This is a genomic window from Vibrio gazogenes, from assembly GCF_023920225.1.
Lineage (GTDB): Bacteria > Pseudomonadota > Gammaproteobacteria > Enterobacterales > Vibrionaceae > Vibrio > Vibrio gazogenes.
The window spans coordinates 1,188,889-1,208,534 of sequence record NZ_CP092587.1; the positions used below are offsets into that span (position 1 = coordinate 1,188,889).

19 protein-coding genes and 1 pseudogene are annotated in these 19,646 nt (G+C 45.0%); 11 read left to right on the top strand and 9 right to left on the bottom strand.

Annotated features, from left to right (window positions below; genetic code table 11):
- Window positions 1–48 precede the first annotated feature (48 nt).
- On the top strand, window positions 49–525 hold the full coding sequence (locus MKS89_RS05455; protein WP_072961820.1) for a LabA-like NYN domain-containing protein: 477 nt from the start codon (window positions 49–51) through the stop codon (window positions 523–525).
- A 239-nt stretch (window positions 526–764) separates the two neighbouring features.
- On the opposite strand, the gene MKS89_RS05460 is transcribed toward MKS89_RS05455, so the two are convergent.
- Window positions 765–1,919: an aminotransferase-like domain-containing protein gene (locus MKS89_RS05460; RefSeq protein WP_072961768.1), complete on the bottom strand. Its 1,155-nt coding sequence runs from the start codon at window positions 1,917–1,919 to the stop codon at window positions 765–767.
- A gap of 141 nt (window positions 1,920–2,060) precedes the next feature.
- Between MKS89_RS05460 and MKS89_RS05465 the strand changes: the two genes are divergently transcribed.
- Window positions 2,061–2,930, top strand: coding sequence for an AraC family transcriptional regulator (locus tag MKS89_RS05465; RefSeq protein ID WP_072961817.1), 870 nt, complete (start codon window positions 2,061–2,063; stop codon window positions 2,928–2,930).
- An 18-nt stretch (window positions 2,931–2,948) separates the two neighbouring features.
- Here the strand turns inward: MKS89_RS05465 and MKS89_RS05470 are convergent, their stop codons facing one another.
- Entirely contained in the window at window positions 2,949–3,170 is a 222-nt protein-coding gene (locus MKS89_RS05470; RefSeq protein ID WP_072961765.1) for a hypothetical protein, read from the bottom strand.
- On the opposite strand from MKS89_RS05470, the gene MKS89_RS05475 reads away from it, so the two are divergent.
- The 7 genes from MKS89_RS05475 (at window position 3,170) to MKS89_RS05505 (ending at window position 10,982) form a co-directional block, all read left to right on the top strand.
- Complete coding sequence (locus MKS89_RS05475) at window positions 3,170–3,922, top strand: SAM-dependent methyltransferase (RefSeq protein WP_072961762.1); 753 nt, start codon at window positions 3,170–3,172, stop codon at window positions 3,920–3,922. The two genes, MKS89_RS05470 and MKS89_RS05475, sit on opposite strands and share 1 nt — an antisense overlap.
- Window positions 3,923–3,994: 72 nt before the next feature.
- Window positions 3,995–4,756 (top strand): alpha/beta fold hydrolase, encoded by a 762-nt coding sequence (locus MKS89_RS05480; RefSeq protein WP_072961759.1) that lies wholly within the window; start codon window positions 3,995–3,997, stop codon window positions 4,754–4,756.
- Window positions 4,757–4,826: 70 nt separating this feature from the next.
- A complete protein-coding gene (locus MKS89_RS05485) occupies window positions 4,827–5,366 on the top strand; it encodes an MOSC domain-containing protein (RefSeq protein WP_205409121.1) in 540 nt (179 codons plus the stop codon).
- 195 nt (window positions 5,367–5,561) lie between these two features.
- On the top strand, window positions 5,562–6,290 hold the full coding sequence (locus MKS89_RS05490; protein ID WP_072961753.1) for an SDR family oxidoreductase: 729 nt from the start codon (window positions 5,562–5,564) through the stop codon (window positions 6,288–6,290).
- Between the two features lie 202 nt (window positions 6,291–6,492).
- Window positions 6,493–7,293, top strand: coding sequence for a helix-turn-helix domain-containing protein (locus MKS89_RS05495; protein ID WP_072961751.1), 801 nt, complete (start codon window positions 6,493–6,495; stop codon window positions 7,291–7,293).
- Window positions 7,294–7,383: 90 nt separating this feature from the next.
- The gene (gene tyrS, locus MKS89_RS05500) at window positions 7,384–8,634 is read left to right on the top strand and encodes a tyrosine--tRNA ligase (RefSeq protein ID WP_072961748.1); all 1,251 of its coding nucleotides are present in this window, start codon (window positions 7,384–7,386) and stop codon (window positions 8,632–8,634) included.
- A gap of 656 nt (window positions 8,635–9,290) precedes the next feature.
- The gene (locus tag MKS89_RS05505) at window positions 9,291–10,982 is read left to right on the top strand and encodes a PAS domain-containing sensor histidine kinase (RefSeq protein WP_072961745.1); all 1,692 of its coding nucleotides are present in this window, start codon (window positions 9,291–9,293) and stop codon (window positions 10,980–10,982) included.
- Between the two features lie 753 nt (window positions 10,983–11,735).
- Here the strand turns inward: MKS89_RS05505 and MKS89_RS05510 are convergent.
- Window positions 11,736–12,008, bottom strand: coding sequence for a hypothetical protein (locus MKS89_RS05510; RefSeq protein ID WP_072961742.1), 273 nt, complete (start codon window positions 12,006–12,008; stop codon window positions 11,736–11,738).
- A 26-nt stretch (window positions 12,009–12,034) separates the two neighbouring features.
- On the bottom strand, window positions 12,035–12,310 hold the full coding sequence (locus MKS89_RS05515; RefSeq protein ID WP_072961739.1) for a hypothetical protein: 276 nt from the start codon (window positions 12,308–12,310) through the stop codon (window positions 12,035–12,037).
- 245 nt (window positions 12,311–12,555) lie between these two features.
- Between MKS89_RS05515 and MKS89_RS05520 the strand changes: the two genes are divergently transcribed.
- Together MKS89_RS05520 and MKS89_RS05525 are read left to right on the top strand one after the other, a co-directional pair.
- Entirely contained in the window at window positions 12,556–12,714 is a 159-nt protein-coding gene (locus tag MKS89_RS05520) for a hypothetical protein (protein WP_205409123.1), read from the top strand.
- 399 nt (window positions 12,715–13,113) lie between these two features.
- Entirely contained in the window at window positions 13,114–13,989 is an 876-nt protein-coding gene (locus tag MKS89_RS05525) for a HEPN domain-containing protein (protein ID WP_159439573.1), read from the top strand.
- A 1,114-nt stretch (window positions 13,990–15,103) separates the two neighbouring features.
- On the opposite strand, the gene MKS89_RS05530 is transcribed toward MKS89_RS05525, so the two are convergent.
- The 5 genes and pseudogenes from MKS89_RS05530 to fsa all read right to left on the bottom strand — a co-directional run bounded on the left by MKS89_RS05530 (window position 15,104) and on the right by fsa (window position 19,565).
- Window positions 15,104–15,595 (bottom strand): hypothetical protein, encoded by a 492-nt coding sequence (locus MKS89_RS05530; protein WP_072961736.1) that lies wholly within the window; start codon window positions 15,593–15,595, stop codon window positions 15,104–15,106.
- A gap of 100 nt (window positions 15,596–15,695) precedes the next feature.
- Window positions 15,696–17,153: a sodium/pantothenate symporter gene (gene panF, locus MKS89_RS05535; protein ID WP_072961728.1), complete on the bottom strand. Its 1,458-nt coding sequence runs from the start codon at window positions 17,151–17,153 to the stop codon at window positions 15,696–15,698.
- Window positions 17,154–17,220: 67 nt separating this feature from the next.
- Window positions 17,221–17,487: pseudogene (locus MKS89_RS05540) on the bottom strand (YhdT family protein); the annotation flags it as partial.
- Between the two features lie 264 nt (window positions 17,488–17,751).
- A complete protein-coding gene (locus tag MKS89_RS05545; protein WP_072961724.1) occupies window positions 17,752–18,492 on the bottom strand; it encodes a DeoR/GlpR family DNA-binding transcription regulator in 741 nt (246 codons plus the stop codon).
- A gap of 410 nt (window positions 18,493–18,902) precedes the next feature.
- Window positions 18,903–19,565 (bottom strand): fructose-6-phosphate aldolase, encoded by a 663-nt coding sequence (gene fsa, locus MKS89_RS05550; protein WP_072961721.1) that lies wholly within the window; start codon window positions 19,563–19,565, stop codon window positions 18,903–18,905.
- Window positions 19,566–19,646: the final 81 nt, after the last annotated feature.

The window sequence follows — 19,646 nt, forward strand, 5'->3', positions numbered from 1 at the left end:
ATTACACTGCTGCTCCAGAAACACGACCAGCAATCAAAGGCCAGCCAGATGAAAAAAGTTCTGTTACTTGTTGATGTACAAAATGTGTATTACACCACCCGACAAGCCTATCAACGTCACCTGAATTACAACAAATTGTGGGCGAAATCGACTGAGAACAGACAAGTGGTCAAGGCGATTGCCTATGCGATTGACCGGGGAGATCCGAAGCAACAGGAATTTCAGAATATCCTGAGAGCGATCGGTTTCGAGGTCAAACTGAAACCCTTTATTCAACGGGCGGATGGCTCAGCGAAAGGGGACTGGGATGTCGGGATTACCATCGATGCGATGGAGTATGCAGCGGATGTTGATATTGTCGTGTTGGTTTCCGGAGATGGTGATTTTGATGTGTTGGTGAAAAAGTTATCCGGTGACAAAGAGAAATGGGTTGAAGTATATGGTGTCCCAGAGCTGACCTCTGTGACGTTGATGCAAGCGGCCAGTCAATATTTTCCGATTGATGCAGCATTGTTGATGGCATAAGACTTGGCGGATGACGCTCGGTTGAGAGCGGGAATATAGTCATGACCCGATTGGTCATGACTGTAAAAGGATGATTTTTTGGGATGTGCGCAGCACTTTATTGAATCACGCTGACTTCCCATCCGGTTGAGTGCTTGTTATTTATCCCACCCCAACCCGTTATTCCTCGTCACTTCAGATAACTGCGCGAAGTACAATGAATCGTGATTAGTGCAGGGGCGTTTAGTCCAGATAAGTTTTTAGTCCAAATAAGCTTTTAGCCCATCAACCAAACGTCTGACGGCCTCGGTCAGTTCTTCCGGGCTGGCATTGGTAAAATTCAAGCGTAATGCTGCCGGTGATGGTGCCGCATTGGGATAAAATACCGGACTTGGGACGACGGCGACACCTTTTCCCAGCATCGTTTTTGCCAGCGCAAATGTGTCGCAATCCGGTAACGAAAGCCAGATGAACATGCCGCCAGCGATAGGCTTGATATGACAACGTTCCGGCAGTTGTTGACGTAGCGCTGTATACAGACAGTCATAACGTGACTGATACAAGTGACGAATCCGTTGGAGATGTTGATCAAAATCGGGGTGTTGCAGCAGCCCGAGCAGCAGCGCTTGCATCGGCACACTGGAATGCAGATCCGCACCCTGTTTGACTTTAATTAATGGATCGAGATCGGTGTACTTTCCGGTGACCACGCCAATTCTCAGCCCCGGAGAGGCAATTTTGGAAAATGAACGCAACACGATTGAATGATTCGGACAGAAATCAGACACCAGCGGCAGCGCTTCACCGCTGAAACGTAGCTCTCGATAAGGCGCATCTTCAATCAAAACAACGTTGTATTGGCAGCAAAGTGCCGCAACTTGCTGGCGGACGGCCAGTGTCCAGCAGACGCCGGTCGGGTTGTGGAAATCAGGCACGGCATAAAAGGCTTTTGGCTTTTGTTGCTGAAAGCACTGTTCAAGTAACGCGACATCCGGGCCGTCTTCGGTTTGAGGCACGGTGACAATATTGGCCTGAACCAAATTGAAAACCTGCATGGCACCCAAATAACTCGGGGCTTCCATCGCAATGGTGTCTTGAGGATTAAAGTAAGCTCTGGCAATCAGATCCAAGCCTTGTTGTGACCCGGTACAGATCATGGCAGCGTGCGTATCGGGTAATTGATACAGGTTGTGTAGGTAGTCGAGCAACGGTGGATAACCAGCGGTTGCACCGTATTGAAAGACTTCTGGCATATGAGCCAGTTTTTCTAGCATCGGTTGCATCAGGTCAATCGGAAAAGTCTGCTCGTCTGGCAGGCCACCGGCCAGCGAGATCACATTTTTATCGGTGGCGGCACTGAGGATCTCTCGAATATAAGATGAACGGGTCTGTTGTAATGAATGCGCAATTTCCATGTCTGTTCCTGTTTGGTGTTTATTGTGTCGGGCTGTTTTCTACTGGAGCACCGCCTCTAAGGAGAGATAGTACAGGGGATTGCTTAAATGCAAATGTCCATTTATGCTGAACAATATGTCCATTTATGCGATTTGTCTGCCGTGAACCCCCATCATATTTCCCGTATTAATGATATTCTTTTTTATATTCATAAAGATATCAGTAGAGAGCTATCAGCCAAGACCCTGGCCGAGGTGGCCGCTTATTCTGAGCAACATTTTCACCGCGTGTTTAAGCAGACGGTGGGTGAATCAATCCATCAGTACATCCGGCGCACACGGATGGAGTATGCTGCCAATCAACTGATGTTTGATCCCACGTCATCTGTGTCCGAAATCGCCAGTAATTGCGGTTTCAGTTCGGCATCCTCGTTTAGCCGAGCGTTTAAGGCGACTTTTCATATGTATCCCGGGCAGTGGCGGCAGCATGATATGGATGTCGCTGCAAAACCTTATCTCAAAGACCCTGAAATTGCGGCCGGATACCAGCGTGTCGCGACTCGCCCGCTCCAACCCGCGAAAATTCTTGATGTGCCGGATCGTATGGCTGCTTATGTGCGGCATACGGGATACAATCGTTCGATTCGCCATGCGTGGTTAGTGCTGAAAGCATGGGCGGAGAGCGAAGGGCGGGATTTTTTCACTCAGTTTGGGTTACATCATTCGAATCCTGCTTGGGTCGCACTGGATAAATGTCGTTACGTTGCCTGCCTTGAAATCGACCGGCCGCTGTCGTTTCGGGGAGTGGTCAATCAGATGATGATCCCCGGTGGTTTACATGCTGTTTTTCATTTACAGGGCGTCTATGGCGATCTGTTGCCGTATATCAGCCTGATTATGGAACAGTGGTTACCGACTTCAGGGTTTAAGCTGCGCTCGACACCGGCTTATGTTCACTACCAGCAAAATCATTTTCTTCACCCTGATGAACAGTTTGAGTTGGATTTTTATCTGCCGGTGAAGTTTTTTTAAGCGTGCTTTGTCTGCAAGTCATGGCGTCATCAATTTTGGGTTCATTGCGCGTTGCAGGGTGTGTTCGTCACCTTTATCTGTCAATGCCACCTTATTCATACCATTCTGTGAGATGAAACGAATTAATATCAATTGAGATACGGTAGTGTCTGCCAGCATCATACAGATGATGGCGAGCGAAAAGGGGCACAGTTGGCCCTTTTGCTCAAGTGATTCGCAATCTTTAAGGAATTCAAGCATTGGACATTCCACGGATTTTCAACATTACAGAAAGCGCACACCGCATCCACAATCCATTCACGCCTGACAAGTTCGCGACTCTCGGTGCTGCGTTACGGCTCTCACCGAAGGACCGTATTCTGGATCTCGGCAGTGGTTCGGGGGAGATGCTTTGTACCTGGGCTCGTGACTACGGTATTGTCGGCACCGGCATCGACATGAGCCCGTTGTTTACGACACAAGCGAAGCAGCGAGCCGAAGCACTCGGCGTTGCTCATCAAGTTAAGTTTTTCCACAACGATGCCGCAGGTTACGTCTCTGACGAGCAAGTTGATGTGGCAGCTTGTGTCGGTGCCACATGGATTGGTGGCGGTGTCGCCGGAACCATTGAACTTCTGGCAAAAAGTTTGCGCCCTCGCGGTATCATTCTGATTGGTGAACCTTACTGGCGACAGGTGCCGCCAACGGAAGAGGTCGCCAAAAAGTGTTTTGCTAACTCAATCTCCGATTTTCTCAGTCTGCCAGAGTTTCTTGCGTCGATTGGCCACCTCGGTTATGACGTGGTGGAGATGGTTCTCGCCAATCAAGATGGTTGGGATCGCTACGAAGCGGCCAAGTGGCTCACAATGCGGCGCTGGCTTGAAGAAAACCCTAACGATGAATTGGCTGAAGAGATCCGCGCCAAATTGAGTACAGAGCCTGTACGTCACGCAACCTACACGCGGGAGTATTTGGGTTGGGGTGTGTTTGCGCTTATGCCACGGCTGACTTGAATGAAGTGAACTGTTTTTACATACAGTGTTCGTGTTAGTATTTGAAGCTGTTCATGATAATTAGGAAGCAAAATGAAAGCGTTTAAACTTGATAATCATGTCATTCTTCGCTACCACGATTTACCCGGCGATGAAATACCAATTATTTTTATTCATGGGCTTGGATGTGCCTCTTCATTTGATTATCCACAAGTCGCTTCAATGGGCGGCTTAACGAACCATAGACGCATATTGGTCGATCTGGTTGGCTCAGGATACAGTGATAAACCTGAATTTTTTGATTATACAATCGCGAATCATGCTAAATACCTTAAAGAATTATTAGATCATTTGAGTATCGATAATATTGTAATCTTTGGTCATAGCATGGGTGGTGCGATATCTATTGCATTCGCCAATTGTGTAAAAGATAAAGTTAAGGCTCTCATTCTAAGTGAGGCGAATCTGGACTCAGGTGGCGGATTTTTCAGTAAAAAGATCGCAAGTTATAGTGAAAGTGACTTTGTGAAATTTGGGTATACGGAGATACTTCAAGAGAGCGTTTCAAGTGGTAATACTGAATGGGCAGCAGGATTATCAAACAGTTCTCCCATCGCGATTCACAGAAATGCAGTCTCTTTGATAAAGGGGCAAACACCAAGTTGGCGGCAAATATTTTATTCACTGGATGCCGCTAAAACATATATTTATGGAAGCAAAAGTTTACCTGACCCAGATAGTGAAGCACTGACTCGGAACAATATTAACGTTGCAGTTGTCGCTAATGCCGGCCATTCAATGGCGTGGGAGAACCCAGAAGAATTAGCGTTAGTCATTAAGAAGTCTATCTTATAAGCTGAACAAAGTGCTTAGAAGGGACAGCTAACATTTGGCGGTTATGTTGTTAGCCTTCAAGGAGGACATTTTGGCAAAGGTTATATCAGTCAGTAAAAGGGAAGGTCACCATTTTTCTAAATCGGTGGTGCAATCAATTACCTTAATTCAAGGTGAAGGGGTTGAAGGTGATGGACACAGAGGGAAAACCGTGCAGCATCGGTCCAGAGTTAAAGCGGATCCAACTCAGCCAAATTTAAGACAAGTCCACTTGATTCATGCTGAATTATTCGATGAGTTACACGAGCAGGGATTTGATATCGAACCCGCCGCGCTGGGCGAAAATATCACGACATGCGGCATTGATTTATTATCTCTGCCCAAAGGTTCATTATTACAATTTCCGAGTGGCGCTGAAGTCTCTATCACCGGTCTTCGCAATCCGTGTCCGCAAATAGAAAATTATAAAAAAGGATTATTGTCTGCGGTACTCAGCCGAGATGAGTCAGGACAGGTTGTCCGTAAGGCAGGTGTCATGGGGATTGTAACCGTCGGAGGGCAGGTGAACGCAGGGGATGATATTGAGGTTATTTTCCCTCATGAGCCATTTGAGGCATTAGAGAGGGTCTAATTTTAGCGCCTCGTTAACCCTAGGGTATTGTGGGTTGACGCATCATTGCATTTTTCGGTTTCAGGGGCGTTGGTGTTCTGTGCGCTACCCGAAAATCTTTTTTTGTCACTGTTTTTGCTAAAAGAAAAAACTGCAAGAACATCGCCAATCTACTTGCCGTTTATTGCGGCGTTAGACATCGAGGAACATTCATACATGAACTCTAAACGAATCGCACTTATCACTGGAGCAAACAAGGGAATTGGCCTGCAAGTATCACGAGAACTTGCCCTGTTGGGTTATACTGTCTTGATTGGCGCTCGTTCTAAGACCCTTGGGACTGAAGTCGAAAAAAAATTCACCGAAGAGGGTTTAAGCGCTGTGTTTGTTCCGATTGATGTCACCGATCACAACACGATCGAGGCAGCAGCGAATCTGATTGGAAAGCGTTTTGGCAGGCTCGATGTTTTGATCAACAATGCAGGTATTGCCTTAGACGCCGGAATGCCGCCAAGTCAAGTAAGCGTGGAATCACTTCGGAAGACCTTCGAAACAAATGTATTTGGCGCTTTCGCGGTGATACAAACCATGCTTCCATTACTCCGCAAATCTGAAGCAGGACGAATCGTCAATATGTCATCCGGACTTGGCTCGTTGACACAAAACAGTGATCCAAACTACGAGTTTGCGCATGTAAAACCGCTTGCCTATAACTCATCCAAAACGGCGATCAACGCTTTGACAGTTCAGTTAGCCTATGAGTTACAAAACACACCCATTAAAATCAATTCAGCGGACCCCGGCTTTACCGCGACTGATCTCAATAATCATAGTGGCACACGTACCGTTGAACAGGCCGCACAGATTGTCGTGAAACTTGCGTCTTTGCCAGAATCCGGCCCCACCGGTGGATTTTTTGATGAAAATGGACCGGTGCCATGGTGAAAAGATCGAATCAGAGCTTGCAGGGGAGAATGGCAAAGATGGCCACGCCCTGTGAAGCTTTGCACTCTAACCAAGGTAAGAAGTGTTAAAACGATGATAAGACATAAATGAAGGCGAAAATAGCCTAGTTCATATCATCCGGTTTTGAGCATTTTGGGTAATTACGTTATGCTTTAAGCCTTTATTATTCGTCTCATACGATATGGCTGAATCTCAATTTAATCATTTACTCGCAGAATCTATTTCTGCTTTGAAATCACCGAGTTTTACACCTAAGTTAATGGCTCTTATCGCTTCGATACTGAGCTATGACTGCGCAGTGATTCTCGGCCTACGTAAAGGCAAACATCCTATTTATCTTTATGATTCCATTGAAAATAACCGAGAATTGCTTTTTGACCGTTACCTCACCTCCGCATTTCAAGATGATCCATTCTACAAAATGCTCATCATTCATGAGCAGCAAGGCATTTTCTCATTAAAAGACGTCATCAAACGAGATATGGATTACCAGACATACTGTAATCAATTTTACCTGCAAACTGGCTGGAAAGATGAGTTGAGTATTCTCATTGAAGTTGAAACAACTCGCTGGGTCGTTATCTATCTGGGGTGCACCGATGCCGACAATGCATTTTCGCCATTCAAGGTTGAAACGTTAAAATCATACTTTGCAGTCATTCAATCATTATGTCAGCAACATTGGCAACAAACGGAATTCCTTCTTGCAGAACCAGTCTTTTCTCCTGAATCCTACTCAGTAAAAAGACGTGAGTTCATCGAGGATGGTCTGCATTCTTTTGGCAACGATTTGCTTTCAACCCGAGAGAAACAAATCGCCCGCTTAGTCGTGCAAGGGCTTGATACGAAAGAAATAGCACAACAGTTGGATATTACGGAAGGCACGGTAAAAAATCACCGAAAGCGTATCTATGCTCAATTACGGGTGACATCCCTCAGTGAACTTTTCCAAGTTTTCCTCAACCATATTATTACCCGATAAATGTACCGACTGTCCCTTTAGGGATATATCGCACATCCGTTTCTATTCGTAATCTGTACACACATGATTGATACAGATAAGACGTTATAGATGACATTGATTCAGGAATTACAGACGCGTGGTTTAATTGCTCAAGCCAGTGACTTAGAGCAAATACAGCAACAATTTAGCCAGCCTCAAACGGTTTACTGTGGTTTCGATCCGACAGCAGGTAGCCTACATATTGGACATTTAGTGCCACTCATTATGCTCAAACGTTTTCAGGATGCCGGGCATCAGGCATTAGCGCTGATTGGTGGCGCGACAGGTAAGATTGGCGACCCTAGCTTCAAAGCAACAGAGCGCAGTTTGAATACGGAAGAAACGGTAAACGGCTGGGTCAAAGATCTCACCATTCAAATTGAGCAGTTATTAGCACCTCATTTAAGCAAACCGATGACAATCGTTAACAATGCTGATTGGATGAAAGACATCAACGTCATCGATTTTTTCCGAGATGTCGGTAAGCATTTTTCAATCAACACGATGATCTGTCGGGAGTCTGTGAAGCAACGATTGCAAAGACCGGATCAAGGGATTTCATTTACCGAATTTAGCTACAGTCTACTGCAGTCTTATGACTTTGCTGTGCTTAATCGTAACTATGGTTGTCGCTTACAAATTGGTGGTAATGACCAATGGGGAAATATCGTCAGCGGTATTGATTTAACCCGTCGTCAAAATGGCGAGCAAGTGTTTGGTTTAACCCTACCGTTGATCACGAAATCGGATGGCACCAAATTTGGTAAAACAGAAGGCGGGGCCGTTTGGCTTGATCCGGAAAAAACATCGCCGTACATGTTTTATCAGTTTTGGTTATCCACTGAAGATACTGATGTGTACAACCTGCTGCGTTACTACACATTCTTATCTTGCGATGAGATCGAGAAGATTGAATTGAAGGATAAAGCTAGCGACGGTAAACCCGAAGCGCAAAAAATTCTGGCTCAAAATATGACACGTTTTGTTCATGGTGAATCGGGATTACATAGTGCAGAACGCATTACGCAAGCGCTGTTCACAGGGAGTGTCGAGAATCTAAGTTTCAGCGAACTCAAACAGTTAGAGTTAGATGGAATCCCCAGCATCGAAAGCACTCAGCAAGACATTGTAGAATTGCTGGTCGAGTCACGACTCGCCAAATCAAAACGTATCGCAAGAGAGCTTATCGAGGGCAATGCGATTCGCGTCAATAGTGAAAAGATAACACCAGAGAGTTCACAGCTTGATTTTCCACTGTTTGATCAATACTGGTTAATTCAACGCGGTAAGAAGCACTTTTGTTTAGTCAAACGCAAATGAAGTAGGTAAAAGTAACAACAAAGTAATGAGTCTCTGCTTTGTCGTATACAGAGCGGGGTACATTTGTCGCACGTTTCCCCGAACCGGCTTGACGGGCGCTCTGCCCGGAAAAGCCTAACCATTCTTCCTGAATGGTTTTCTTGGTTGGTGGTTGATTTAAATTGAGTGAAACCCTTTTGAAAGCCAATGAGTCTCCGAACTCAGGAAATTCATTGCATATCACACCGCAGCAGCATTACTTTCCCTGATGATCAAAGCACTGCAATTTTGTACAAAAACCTACCGGCATCAAAAAATATCACATTAGTGCCAATTCTTTCTGGCGATTTTCTGCAAGATATCCAATGCTATATACGGTGTTTTGAGGCTCACTCGCGAACAAATGGGGCTTATCCGCGATGTGTCTAAGGGTGGGAACGTTAGTCAATCATTTGTGAGTGAGTTAGACAGCCTTGTGCTGTGGTTTCTGACGTAGTGATATTTTTTTACTGGCATTTCGTCTGTATTTTCATGCGATTAGGACAGAAATTTCATCGAGTGTCAGTCAGTTATACAGAAGTATTCCTATAGAGTGGTTCAGTATCATAAACTGTTCGCATTTCAAGAATAGGAAAATTGCTGTTTTTGATTCGCCAAAATCAAATGGAGACTTCGCAATGCATCCATTAGAACAACTTCTCAAAAAAAATGAATTGTGGTTAATGCGTCGTATCCGTGATTATGCCGTGGAAAGAGATTACAGCCGCTATACTTCAACTTTAGAAGAAGCTTGGAGGATTGCAATTGTTGGGTTGACAGACTCCATCATATCGGCACTTACTATTTCGGAAGATCCTTGGGAATTGTCCCCCGAAGATACCTACATTTCCGACCCCATTGCAGCTTTCGGAGTTCTTGAGGCTCAGAGGCATAGATCCCGCGGAGTTACGCTTGAGATGTTCCTGGGTTTGATGAAGTATTACCGACAAACATACCTTGATTTGCTCCGAAAGTCCTACCCTATAGGGCAGGCATCTAAAGAGGAGCCTCTAAACGAAGTCAATAATGATAGAGAGAAATATTCCCATTTTATTGAGCGGGTTTTTGATCGGATCGAAATAGCTTTTTGTGCCGAATGGGGCAGGAGCGATACAATGAACCGGGCTATTGAAGAACTGCAGGAAACCAATCGCCGGATCACCAATGAGAAGAACAAGTTTCTTACCATTTTCGAAAGTATGCCGACGGCAGTTTTTCTACTGGATGATAAAAGACGTATCGTGCATATGAATTTTTCTGCGGCACAAATGATCGATCCCACAGCTAAATCGGGTGGACATTATTATTCACATCCTGATGACAGAATCCCTTTTCCATGGTTGGAAGATGAGTTGTCTCGTTTTTATGAGACAGGTGATGAAAAAGAATACGAGTATTTAATTGAATTGCCGGACAAGGATGAATGCCAGGTGTTGGCGCGTTTTCATCCCATGGAGGATATTAGTCTTAAGTACACAGGCAAAGTTGTCATTCTCCAAGATATTACTGAAAGAAAAAAAGCTGAAAAAGAATTAAAACAAACACAGTCATATATAATTCATCAGGAGAAAATGGCGTCCATCGGGCAACTGGCAGCAGGTGTGGCGCACGAAATAAACAACCCGATGGGATTTATCATAAGCAATCTTTCCAGCCTCAGGGAATATATTGAGCGTCTGACTGAATTTATTACCGTGGAGGATCAGGCGATAGCCCTTGCGGACATTCCCAACGACTTCCAGTTGGCTGAAATCAGGAAAAAACTCAAGATCGATTATATATCGGAGGATGTAAAAGAGCTCATAGTTGAGAGTCTGGACGGCGCTGAACGAGTAAAGCACATTGTTCAGGAGTTAAAGACTTTTTCCAGGGTCGATCAAGCCGATTACACATTGATCGATCTGAACGAGACAATAAAGACGACAATGAATATTGCTTGGAACGAGATCAAATATGTAGCCACTCTCGAACATGAGTTCGGAAATATCCCTAAAATTAACTGTTATCCACAGCAGTTGAACCAAGTTTTTCTTAATCTTCTGGTTAATGCGGCCCAAGCAATCAAGGACCAGGGAACAATCACGGTGCGCACTTGGTGTGATGAAAAAAATATTAATGTATCTATTACCGATACCGGTAGTGGAATTTCACCAAAAGATTTGGCCCGGATATTTGAACCTTTTTATACCACAAAGGATGTTGGTAAAGGAACAGGTCTTGGACTTTCTATCAGCTATAGCATTATTCAAAATCATGGTGGTGAAATTAAAGTTGAGAGTGAAATTGGCAAAGGTAGTACTTTCACGGTAATACTTCCAATACATAAATGAACCGACTGTCCCTTTAGGGATATTATTTGCCTAGCCTCCGGCTCCCAAATTTGACGCACAATCTCGTTTTTCGGTTTCAGAGGCTTCTGAGCTCTGTGCGCCAGTTCATCTTTCAGAGATGAAAGACGAACCAGAAAATCTTTTTTTGTTTGGCTGAGTCGCACGTTGTCCAGAACCAGCTTTTACGGGCGTCCTGCCCGGAAAAGCCTAACCATTCTCCCGGAATGGTTTTCTTGGTTGAGAGGTTGATTTGAATTGGGTGAAACATTTTTTGAAGCTAAATGAATTACTGAACTCCTTGAATGTTATCGGGCATCAAACCACCGCATCACAATTTCCACTGATTGTTAAAACGCTGCAACTTTGTACAAATTTTATCCATATCAAAAAAAATATCATGTTTGTGTCAATTTTTTCTGGCGATTTTCTGTAACCTATTCAATGCTATGTAGGGTGTTTAAATGCTTATTCGAGAATAAATGGCACTTATACGAGATGTTCCGAATGGTGGTAGCTCTGGTGAATCATTCGTGCGCAGATTAGACAGCACAATGCTGTGATTTCTGATGTAATGATATTTTTTACTGGCATTTTGTCTGTATTTTCATGCGATTAGGACAGAAATTCATCGACTGTCAGTAAGTTATACAGAAGTATTCCTGTAGAGTGGTTCTGTATAATAAATTGTTATGTGCATTAAGCGAAGCATATAGGTAGCTACAGCTTCGCTCATGATTTGCTTTTTCGCTGTGATTAAGCCAAAACAGTACCATCACGATTCAGACCCGATTTGACTCTTTCGGCTAAAATTTTATCAACAGCATCCTTCAATGGAGTCGAGCCATCGTTAATATGCTGAACACCACGCACCATACCGATAGCTTGAGACAAAGCGCTCAGTCTATCGTCGCCTGGTATGTTTTGAGCCACTTCAAGAGCTAGCTCATCCTCTTTAATTTTGTAGCGCTTCATTCTATCAACTGCACGTAGCTCACACTCTGCGCGGTAATGTCTACCTAAAGCCATTTTTTCTCCTTAATTTACAAAAATGGTTAACGTTCGGAAAACTCTTTTTTAATTTGAGATATTCTGCCTTTGCTGATTCCCCCATAACGCTTGGATATCTCGTCATAAGGCACTCTGTTATTTGCTTCTGCCGCAATTGCAGCGTTCCGCATTTGCTTAACAGTTTCTTGGAGTTCTGCTATTTCTTTGGCATGTGAGTCCAAGACTTTTTCTTGTCTTTCATCATTCCGCTGCAACTGTTCAACATCTGCCTGTAAGGCTGTTAAAGCGTTGGCTACTGCCCTTCTCGACTTAATACTCATATAACAAATCACTCCGTTTAGTGGCTTAAACGCCGTTTAGTTTAACTAAACGATAGTCAAGAAAGGTAGTATAGTCAAGAGTATTTGAACACAATATTTAGAGTGTAACGGTATCATGCACATACAATCCATTGCAATTGACGCAGTCAACAGTCGCGGTTGTAGTTTAACGTAAATTGTTCGCTTTACTTCCTGCGTAGTGCGCAATTGAGTGGGGCGTTATGGACTTTGGGATAGGAAGGGGTATGGAAACAGTTAAAATGCTAGATTTGGGGTTTTCTACTGCAGATACAGAATATCCTGAAATCCATCAAGAAGATGGCGATTTACGTGCTGAGTTTAAAGATTGGCAGGAAAAAACGGTAAAGCTATATTTCGTCGATCACGTCGCATGCAAGTGGTAGATGGTATTTGATTTACTTGAGGGAGAGCGAGATGACTGCTGTTATGAAATATGTTCATCTATTTGGCTTAAGCATCACGTTCAATCAGAAATAATCAATAGTAACGAAGGTTACAAGCACTTTCGGCTTAATTTTAATGAGTTAGGGCAACTCGACGTGATTGCGCTAAACATTGTAGTACGAACCTAAACGAGTATGGCGGTAATCATTCATTTTTACCCATGTTAGCGTTTGTTTTATCTTTGTATCGTCCGCTCTCACCAGCACTGACAAAAAGATAAAGCAAGAAATCCGTCGCATTTTATTCTCCCATAATGCTAATACTATGATAAACAGTGTTTTTTGCTGAACGCTTCTTTTATGCTAGAGCCATGTTATCCACCAAAGCGAAGCGCGATTATGAAAACCTCCCTCGATCACCTGCCTGAATATAAACAGCAAGAGCTTGCGACAATCTCGACCATTCTGCGCGATACGCTGGACGACTACCTTGAAGGTAAAACGGGGAGTAAAAGCGAGTTTCGCATCCTGAAAATCATTCTGTTCGGCAGTCACGCCAAAGGCAATTGGGTCAGCGATCCGGTTAATGGTTACATCAGCGATTACGATATTCTGGTGATCGTCAACAAAGCCGCCTTGGTGGAAGATTATGTGGTCTGGCAGCGGGCGGAAGAACAAATTGATCGCAAAGTGAAATCCGCGCCGCTTGGTTTGATTGTTCATGATTTGCAGGAAGTGAATGAACGATTGCAGCAGGGGCATTATTTCTTTAAGGATATCCGTGAAGAAGGCATCGAACTGTTTGCCGCGACACCGAAACCGCTGATTGAGCCGGGGGATTTAACCGAGACCGAAAAACGGGAAATTGCGCAAAAGTATTTTATGCGATGGGTTAAAAGTGCACATGATAGTTTCGCGATGTTCGGTTACGCCATGAAAGATAAACGTATTGAGCAAGCTGCTTTTGAACTTCATCAATCCGCAGAAAAGTTTTTCGCCTGCGCGTTACTTGTCTGTACGAATTACTTACCCAAATCCCACAATATCGAAAAGTTGAGTAAACTGTGCGCGCAACTCGAGCCAGAGTTTAAGACGATTTTCCCACTCGACAATAAATTCCACCGTCGCAGCTTCCGCCGTCTGCAACGGGCCTATATCGAAGCCCGTTATTCGGAACATTATGAAATCACCGTAGAAGAGTTAGTTTATCTCGAAGGGCGAGTGTTGCAGTTAAAAGCAGTGGTTGAACGGGTTTGTTTAGCGCGGATTGATTGATTTATTCTGCCTGAGGGCTGCCATTGCTTTTATCCCAGCCTTTGGCTCTGGAATTTGACGCACAATGACGTTTTTGGGTTTCAGAGGCTTCTGAGCTCTGTGCGCCAGTTCATCTTTCAGAGATGAAAGACGAACCAGAAAATCTTTTTTGTTTGACAGCGTCGCACGTTGTCCAGAACCGACTTTTACGGGCGTCCTGCCCGGAAAAGCCTAACCATTCTTCCATGAATGGTTTTCTTTGTTGCGTGGTTCATTTGAATTCAGTGAAACATTTTAAGAGCCAACTTGAACGATGCACTCAGGGTAAAAATTCACGGATGAATTTTTAGCTTTTTGTGAGCAGGAGCGAATAAAAGCGACCCGGCCAGCGTCCACGAACCTAAACCGTTCTTTTGGGTACTTTTGGAACGCCAAAAGTACCTGGGGCGCTTTCGAAGAAGTTAATGAAATCGAGGAAAGAGATTGCGCACCAAACCGCTGCACCTCAATTTTTATATTCCCCCAGCCTCCGGCCCCAAATTTTGACGCACAGTTTAGTTTCTCGATTTCAGAGGCATTGGTGCTCTGTGCGCCAGTTCATCTTTCAGAGATGAAAGATGAACCAGAAAATCTTTTTTGTTTGACGGTGTCGCACGTTGTCCAGAACCAACTTTTACGGGCGTCCTGCCCGGAAAAGCCTCACCATTCTTCCGTGAATGGTTTTCTTTGTTGAGTGGTTGATTTGCGTGCGGTGAAACATGCTTAAAAAGTCAATTTGGTCACTGAACTCAGGGTGAAAAATCATGGACGATTTTTCAGGATTGCTTGAGCAGGATGCGAATCAATCCGACCCTGATTACGTGCGCTGAACTCAAACCCTAGGCATTTTGGGGTACTTTTTCTGCCGTGAAAAAGTACCTGGGGCGCAGTCGGAGATGCTAACGAAATCGAGGAAAGTGATTGCGTCCCAAACTCAGCATCATCCTTTTACTTTTCCAGCCATCGGCGTTGCAGTTTGACACACAATCTCGTTTTTCGGTTTCAGAGGCATCGAAAAAGCTATCTGGGTCGCTGTCTGAGATGCGATTGAAATCGGGGGGAAGTGATTACCAGACTGCTACACGCTATCACCCGTTTAATGCTGCTGAAACTCTGGATACTGTTGCAAAAACTGAACAATATCAAATGGCTTTAACCCACTGTTTTGTTGGTGCCAATTTAATAGTTTAGTAACATCGATATTTGCAAAGGTTTTTTCGAATTCAGCCCCTCGGTAAACCCGAGCAGAAGAAAACCATTCTTTGAGAGCGTTTTCATCTTTTGATTCTGCGGTGTAAGCTAACATCGCTGACTCATATTGCTTTTGCTCTTCCCCAAAACAATTCATATCTGCAAGGTAAGCAAGATAACTCGCGACAGCGTACTTCTCTTTTTTAGATAATTGAATAAACCACTGCTCATCAATCTTAGGGAGTTTTTCTTCGATGCTGTCGCAGTATTCCATTTTATTTTCCAAAACCGAATACGACGCTATCATTTGGTTTTTTAGATAGTTATCCCAGCTTTGTGCAAGTGAGTGAAAAGAGGTCGCCCCGCAGAAGATGAGTAATAAAAGTTTACAGCGCATTAGCAATACATCTCCAATTCGAGTCAAAGTCTCATCACGTTCAGTGAGACATCATACAACAGCGCAGGCCACAGGTAGCCGTAGCCACCTGTAAACAACATCACTCAGCCGCCATAACTGTCGAAGCAGTTGAGGGCTTGAGATAGCTACCGACAATAAAGGCCACCAAACCGAGGATCAACGTCGGTACTATCGGATGAATCCCACCGAGATCGGGCTTGAATGCCACCAGCGAGATATAACTTGCCAAACCGACCGCCATGCTGCTCAGAGCACCTGTTGCCGAGGCTTTCGACCAATATAACCCCAGCACTAACGGCCAGAGAAAGACGGCTTGCAAACCACCTAAAGCCATCAGATTCAGCCAGATGATCATATCCGGCGGGTGGGTGGCGGCCAAAAAGACCAGCAGCGCAAAAATCGCGGTCACCCAGACGGAAAGTCGGCTGAGTTTGCGCTCTCCCTGATCTTCATCCAGCATTCTGGGATTGATATAGTTGAGATACAGGTCTTTCAGCAGCGTTGCAGAAGCCTGAATCAGTTGTGAGTCAATCGTGGACATAATCGCAGCCATGGGGCCGGCGAGAAAAATCCCTGCAACCATCGGTGGCAGCACCGTCATCATCAGTGTCGGCATGATTTGGTCCGGGCTGGCAACTTCCGGCACAATTGCCCGGCCAAGCGCCCCGGCCAGATGCGTGCCGAACATCAGTAAAGCCATCATAATGGTACTGATGACAATCCCTTTATGTAATGAAGCGCTGTCTTTGTAAGACATACACCGCACTGCTGCGTGAGGTAAACCGATCACCCCGAAACAGACTAATACCCAGAAACTGAGGATAAACGGCTGGTTGAGAAAATGGTCCGGCCCGTACGGGGTGACTAACGCCGGGTCAATGTCATGTAGCCGGGTGATTAATTCACCGATACCGTGACCGGCATGGATCACGCCCCAAAGCAATACGAATGTCCCGATCAGCATCATAATGCCCTGAACGGTATCGGTCAGGACCACCGCCCGGAAGCCACCGATGGTGGTATATAACCCGACCGTACAGGCGAACAGCAACAGACCTTGATGATAAGACAAGCCGGTGACGGTCTGGAGTAGCCGCGCACCACCGACGAACTGAACCACCATGGTGCCGAAAAAGGCGAGCAGCAGCGTGAGTGAAGTAATGATAACCACGGTGCGACTCTGAAAACGGGCAAACAAAATGTCATTGAGCGTCACCGCATTGTGGCGTCTGGCTTCCATCGCAAATTTTTTCCCCAGTACACCTAAGGTCAGCCAAGTTGCGGGCAATTGAATCATCGCCAGTAATACCCAGCCCAGCCCCATTTTATAGGCAGCACCCGGCCCCCCGATAAAACTACTGGCACTGGCATAAGTCGCTGCCAGTGTCATGGCGAGGACAAACCCGCCGAGACTACGACTGCCGATAAAATATTCACTGAGAAACTGCCCCGGCCGATGATGTCGTCTTGTCAGCATGGCCAGCGCAAAGACCGCGGCAAGGTAGATGAGTAAAGGGATAATCAGTTGACTATTCATGATGATGATTCTGTTGTGAAGTGTTGGTCTGAGATGAATTCAGTGTGTTTGGGTCTGATTCCAAAACGTCTTCTTCTGTGGACAGAGAGAAATTACGGTAGACATATTTCACCATCAGGGCACACAAGAGTGTAAAAAGCACCGGGCCGACAACACAAGAAAGTAGAAACCATAATGGCATTCCCCAATAAAGCTCAGGTAATGCCTGAGATTCAGGCGCTGGAGAGAAGCCGTAAGCCGTGGCATACCACCAGATAAAATATCCCAGTGCCAGTGCAATTGCCCATAAAGCTTCACGATGTGCCTGACGATAAGACTCGGTCTGTTGATTCATCGGCTATGATTCTCCCTGTTCCTGTCATCTTAAAAGACTATTCGGATTGAAATCATTCAGTTGAAGATAATTTCTGTCTCTGAATTTGGTTGGCGATGATACCAGAATGCAGGCCATGAAGGTAAGTTGAGAATATTGTCTGTATAAAATCGGTGAACCAAGACAATCACTTTCATTTGGTCAGCATAAAATCGCGATTGTTGAATGGCGGACAGGGAATATTCCGACTTGAAGGTGAGCTGAAAACAATACCAAAGCAATTTTTTATACTAAAGCAATGTTGATTCGGTGTTCTGATAAGCTCGCCTGATAGTCTGGCTCTAATTGCTGGTCAGTGATGACCCGATGGATAAAATGAGCCGGTCCGATTGGATGAGGATGAATTACACCGAATTTAGTACTATCGGTTAACACAATGTTTTCAGAACATTTCTGTAAGGCCGCATTGACGATATCGGTGCGCATCATGTCTCTACCGGTAAATCCTGTTTCCGGATGATAACCGTCAACACCGATAAACAATTTACTGAAATGGACCTGTTGTAGATTCTGCCGGGTCAGCGGCCCAACCATACTTTCACTGCGTTTCTGGTATATGCCGCCAAGCAAGATGACTTCACATTCACTATCCCGTAGCAGGTGGGCAATATAATTGCTGACTGTTATCAGGGTAATATTACGTTTTTTTCCAAGTAGACGGGCCAATAGTGCATTGGTACTGCCGCTTTCAATAAAAACTGTTTCTCCGTCATGTACCAGTGATGCGGCATATTCAGCGAGTGCCTGCTTCTGCGAGTAATTCGTCATCAGTCGGGTTTCGGTGTCTTCGCTGTTGATTGCAACCGCGAACCCATGAACCCGTTTGAGGAATTTCCCCTGTTCAAGAAAATTCAGGTCATGCCTGACTGTGACAACCGACACCCTAGTAATGTCTGCGAGTTCGTTCACACTGATTTTCTTTTTCTCCGCTACAAGCTGAAGAATGCTCTGCTGTCTTTGATTCATGACTTGGTTCTATTTGGTAGGGTCTGTTTCTATATTACCTTAAGTTAGAAGGACATACACCTTTCAGAAATACACTAGGGGCTGTTGACCTTCCGTGATGGTTTTTGCAGCAAATGCTGCCCAGAGGGTTCATCTGAACGTGTCTTGCTCTTTGTTGCGGGTCATTTGCTTAGGATAGCTAAGCGGCATGCCTCGCGCCGCGATCAACACCCGTTCAGATTGAACAAAATTCAACCACGAAAGGTCAACAACCCCTAAGCTTAACGCCATGAATTCATCTTATTTGCAGATGGACAGTTGTAAGCAGTTTAAAGCCGGTGAAATTGTTTCTTTAGATGGGCATAAAATAGGAACTCACAAGCTTCACAATGAAATGAAAGACGTTGTGAGTCTATTTCCCACGAACCTGTTCAAAAATTCAATGATTGATAAGTTTTGCACCAGTCTTTCTCAAACTGATTGAGAGCACTATCCGTTGCCGGTGAGGCGATTAACTGCCCGGCAACATCAACTGGAACTGTAACGGCTTGGGCTCCGGCGATTAGGCAATCTATTACCTGACGGCAGTTTTTAAAGCTGGCTGCCAGTATTTTGGTTTGTGGAGCGTGTAATTGTAACAATCGGTTCAGGGTTATAACGGTCTCAGTACCATTACCGGACAATGCATCCAGCCGATTAACGTACGGAGCAATATATTGAGCACCGGCTGCGGCCGCAAGCAATCCCTGACTGGCGCTATATACCGCTGTACCAAGTAGCGGAACCCCTTCCTGTTTCAGTTGATTCATGGCGGCTAGTCCTTCAACCGTCACCGGGACTTTGACGACCAGATTCTCATCGATACTCCGCAGATAATGGGCTTCTTCCACCATGGTCTCTGCCTGTCTGGCAAGCACCTGAGCGAACAGCCGGGGTGATTCTCCGAGTACTTCACGTAATTGTCTGAGCAGCTCATGAATTTTCTTGCCGGAGGCAGCTACGATTGTTGGATTGGTCGTCACACCAGCGATTGGCAAGATACGCTGGAAGTGTCGGATCGCATCAATATCGGCGGTATCCAGATAAATTTCCATTGATGGCTAGCTCCTCGAAATTTTTAATACTACTTATTATAGATTGATCTTTATAGCTTGTTATGATCGATATCAAATAAA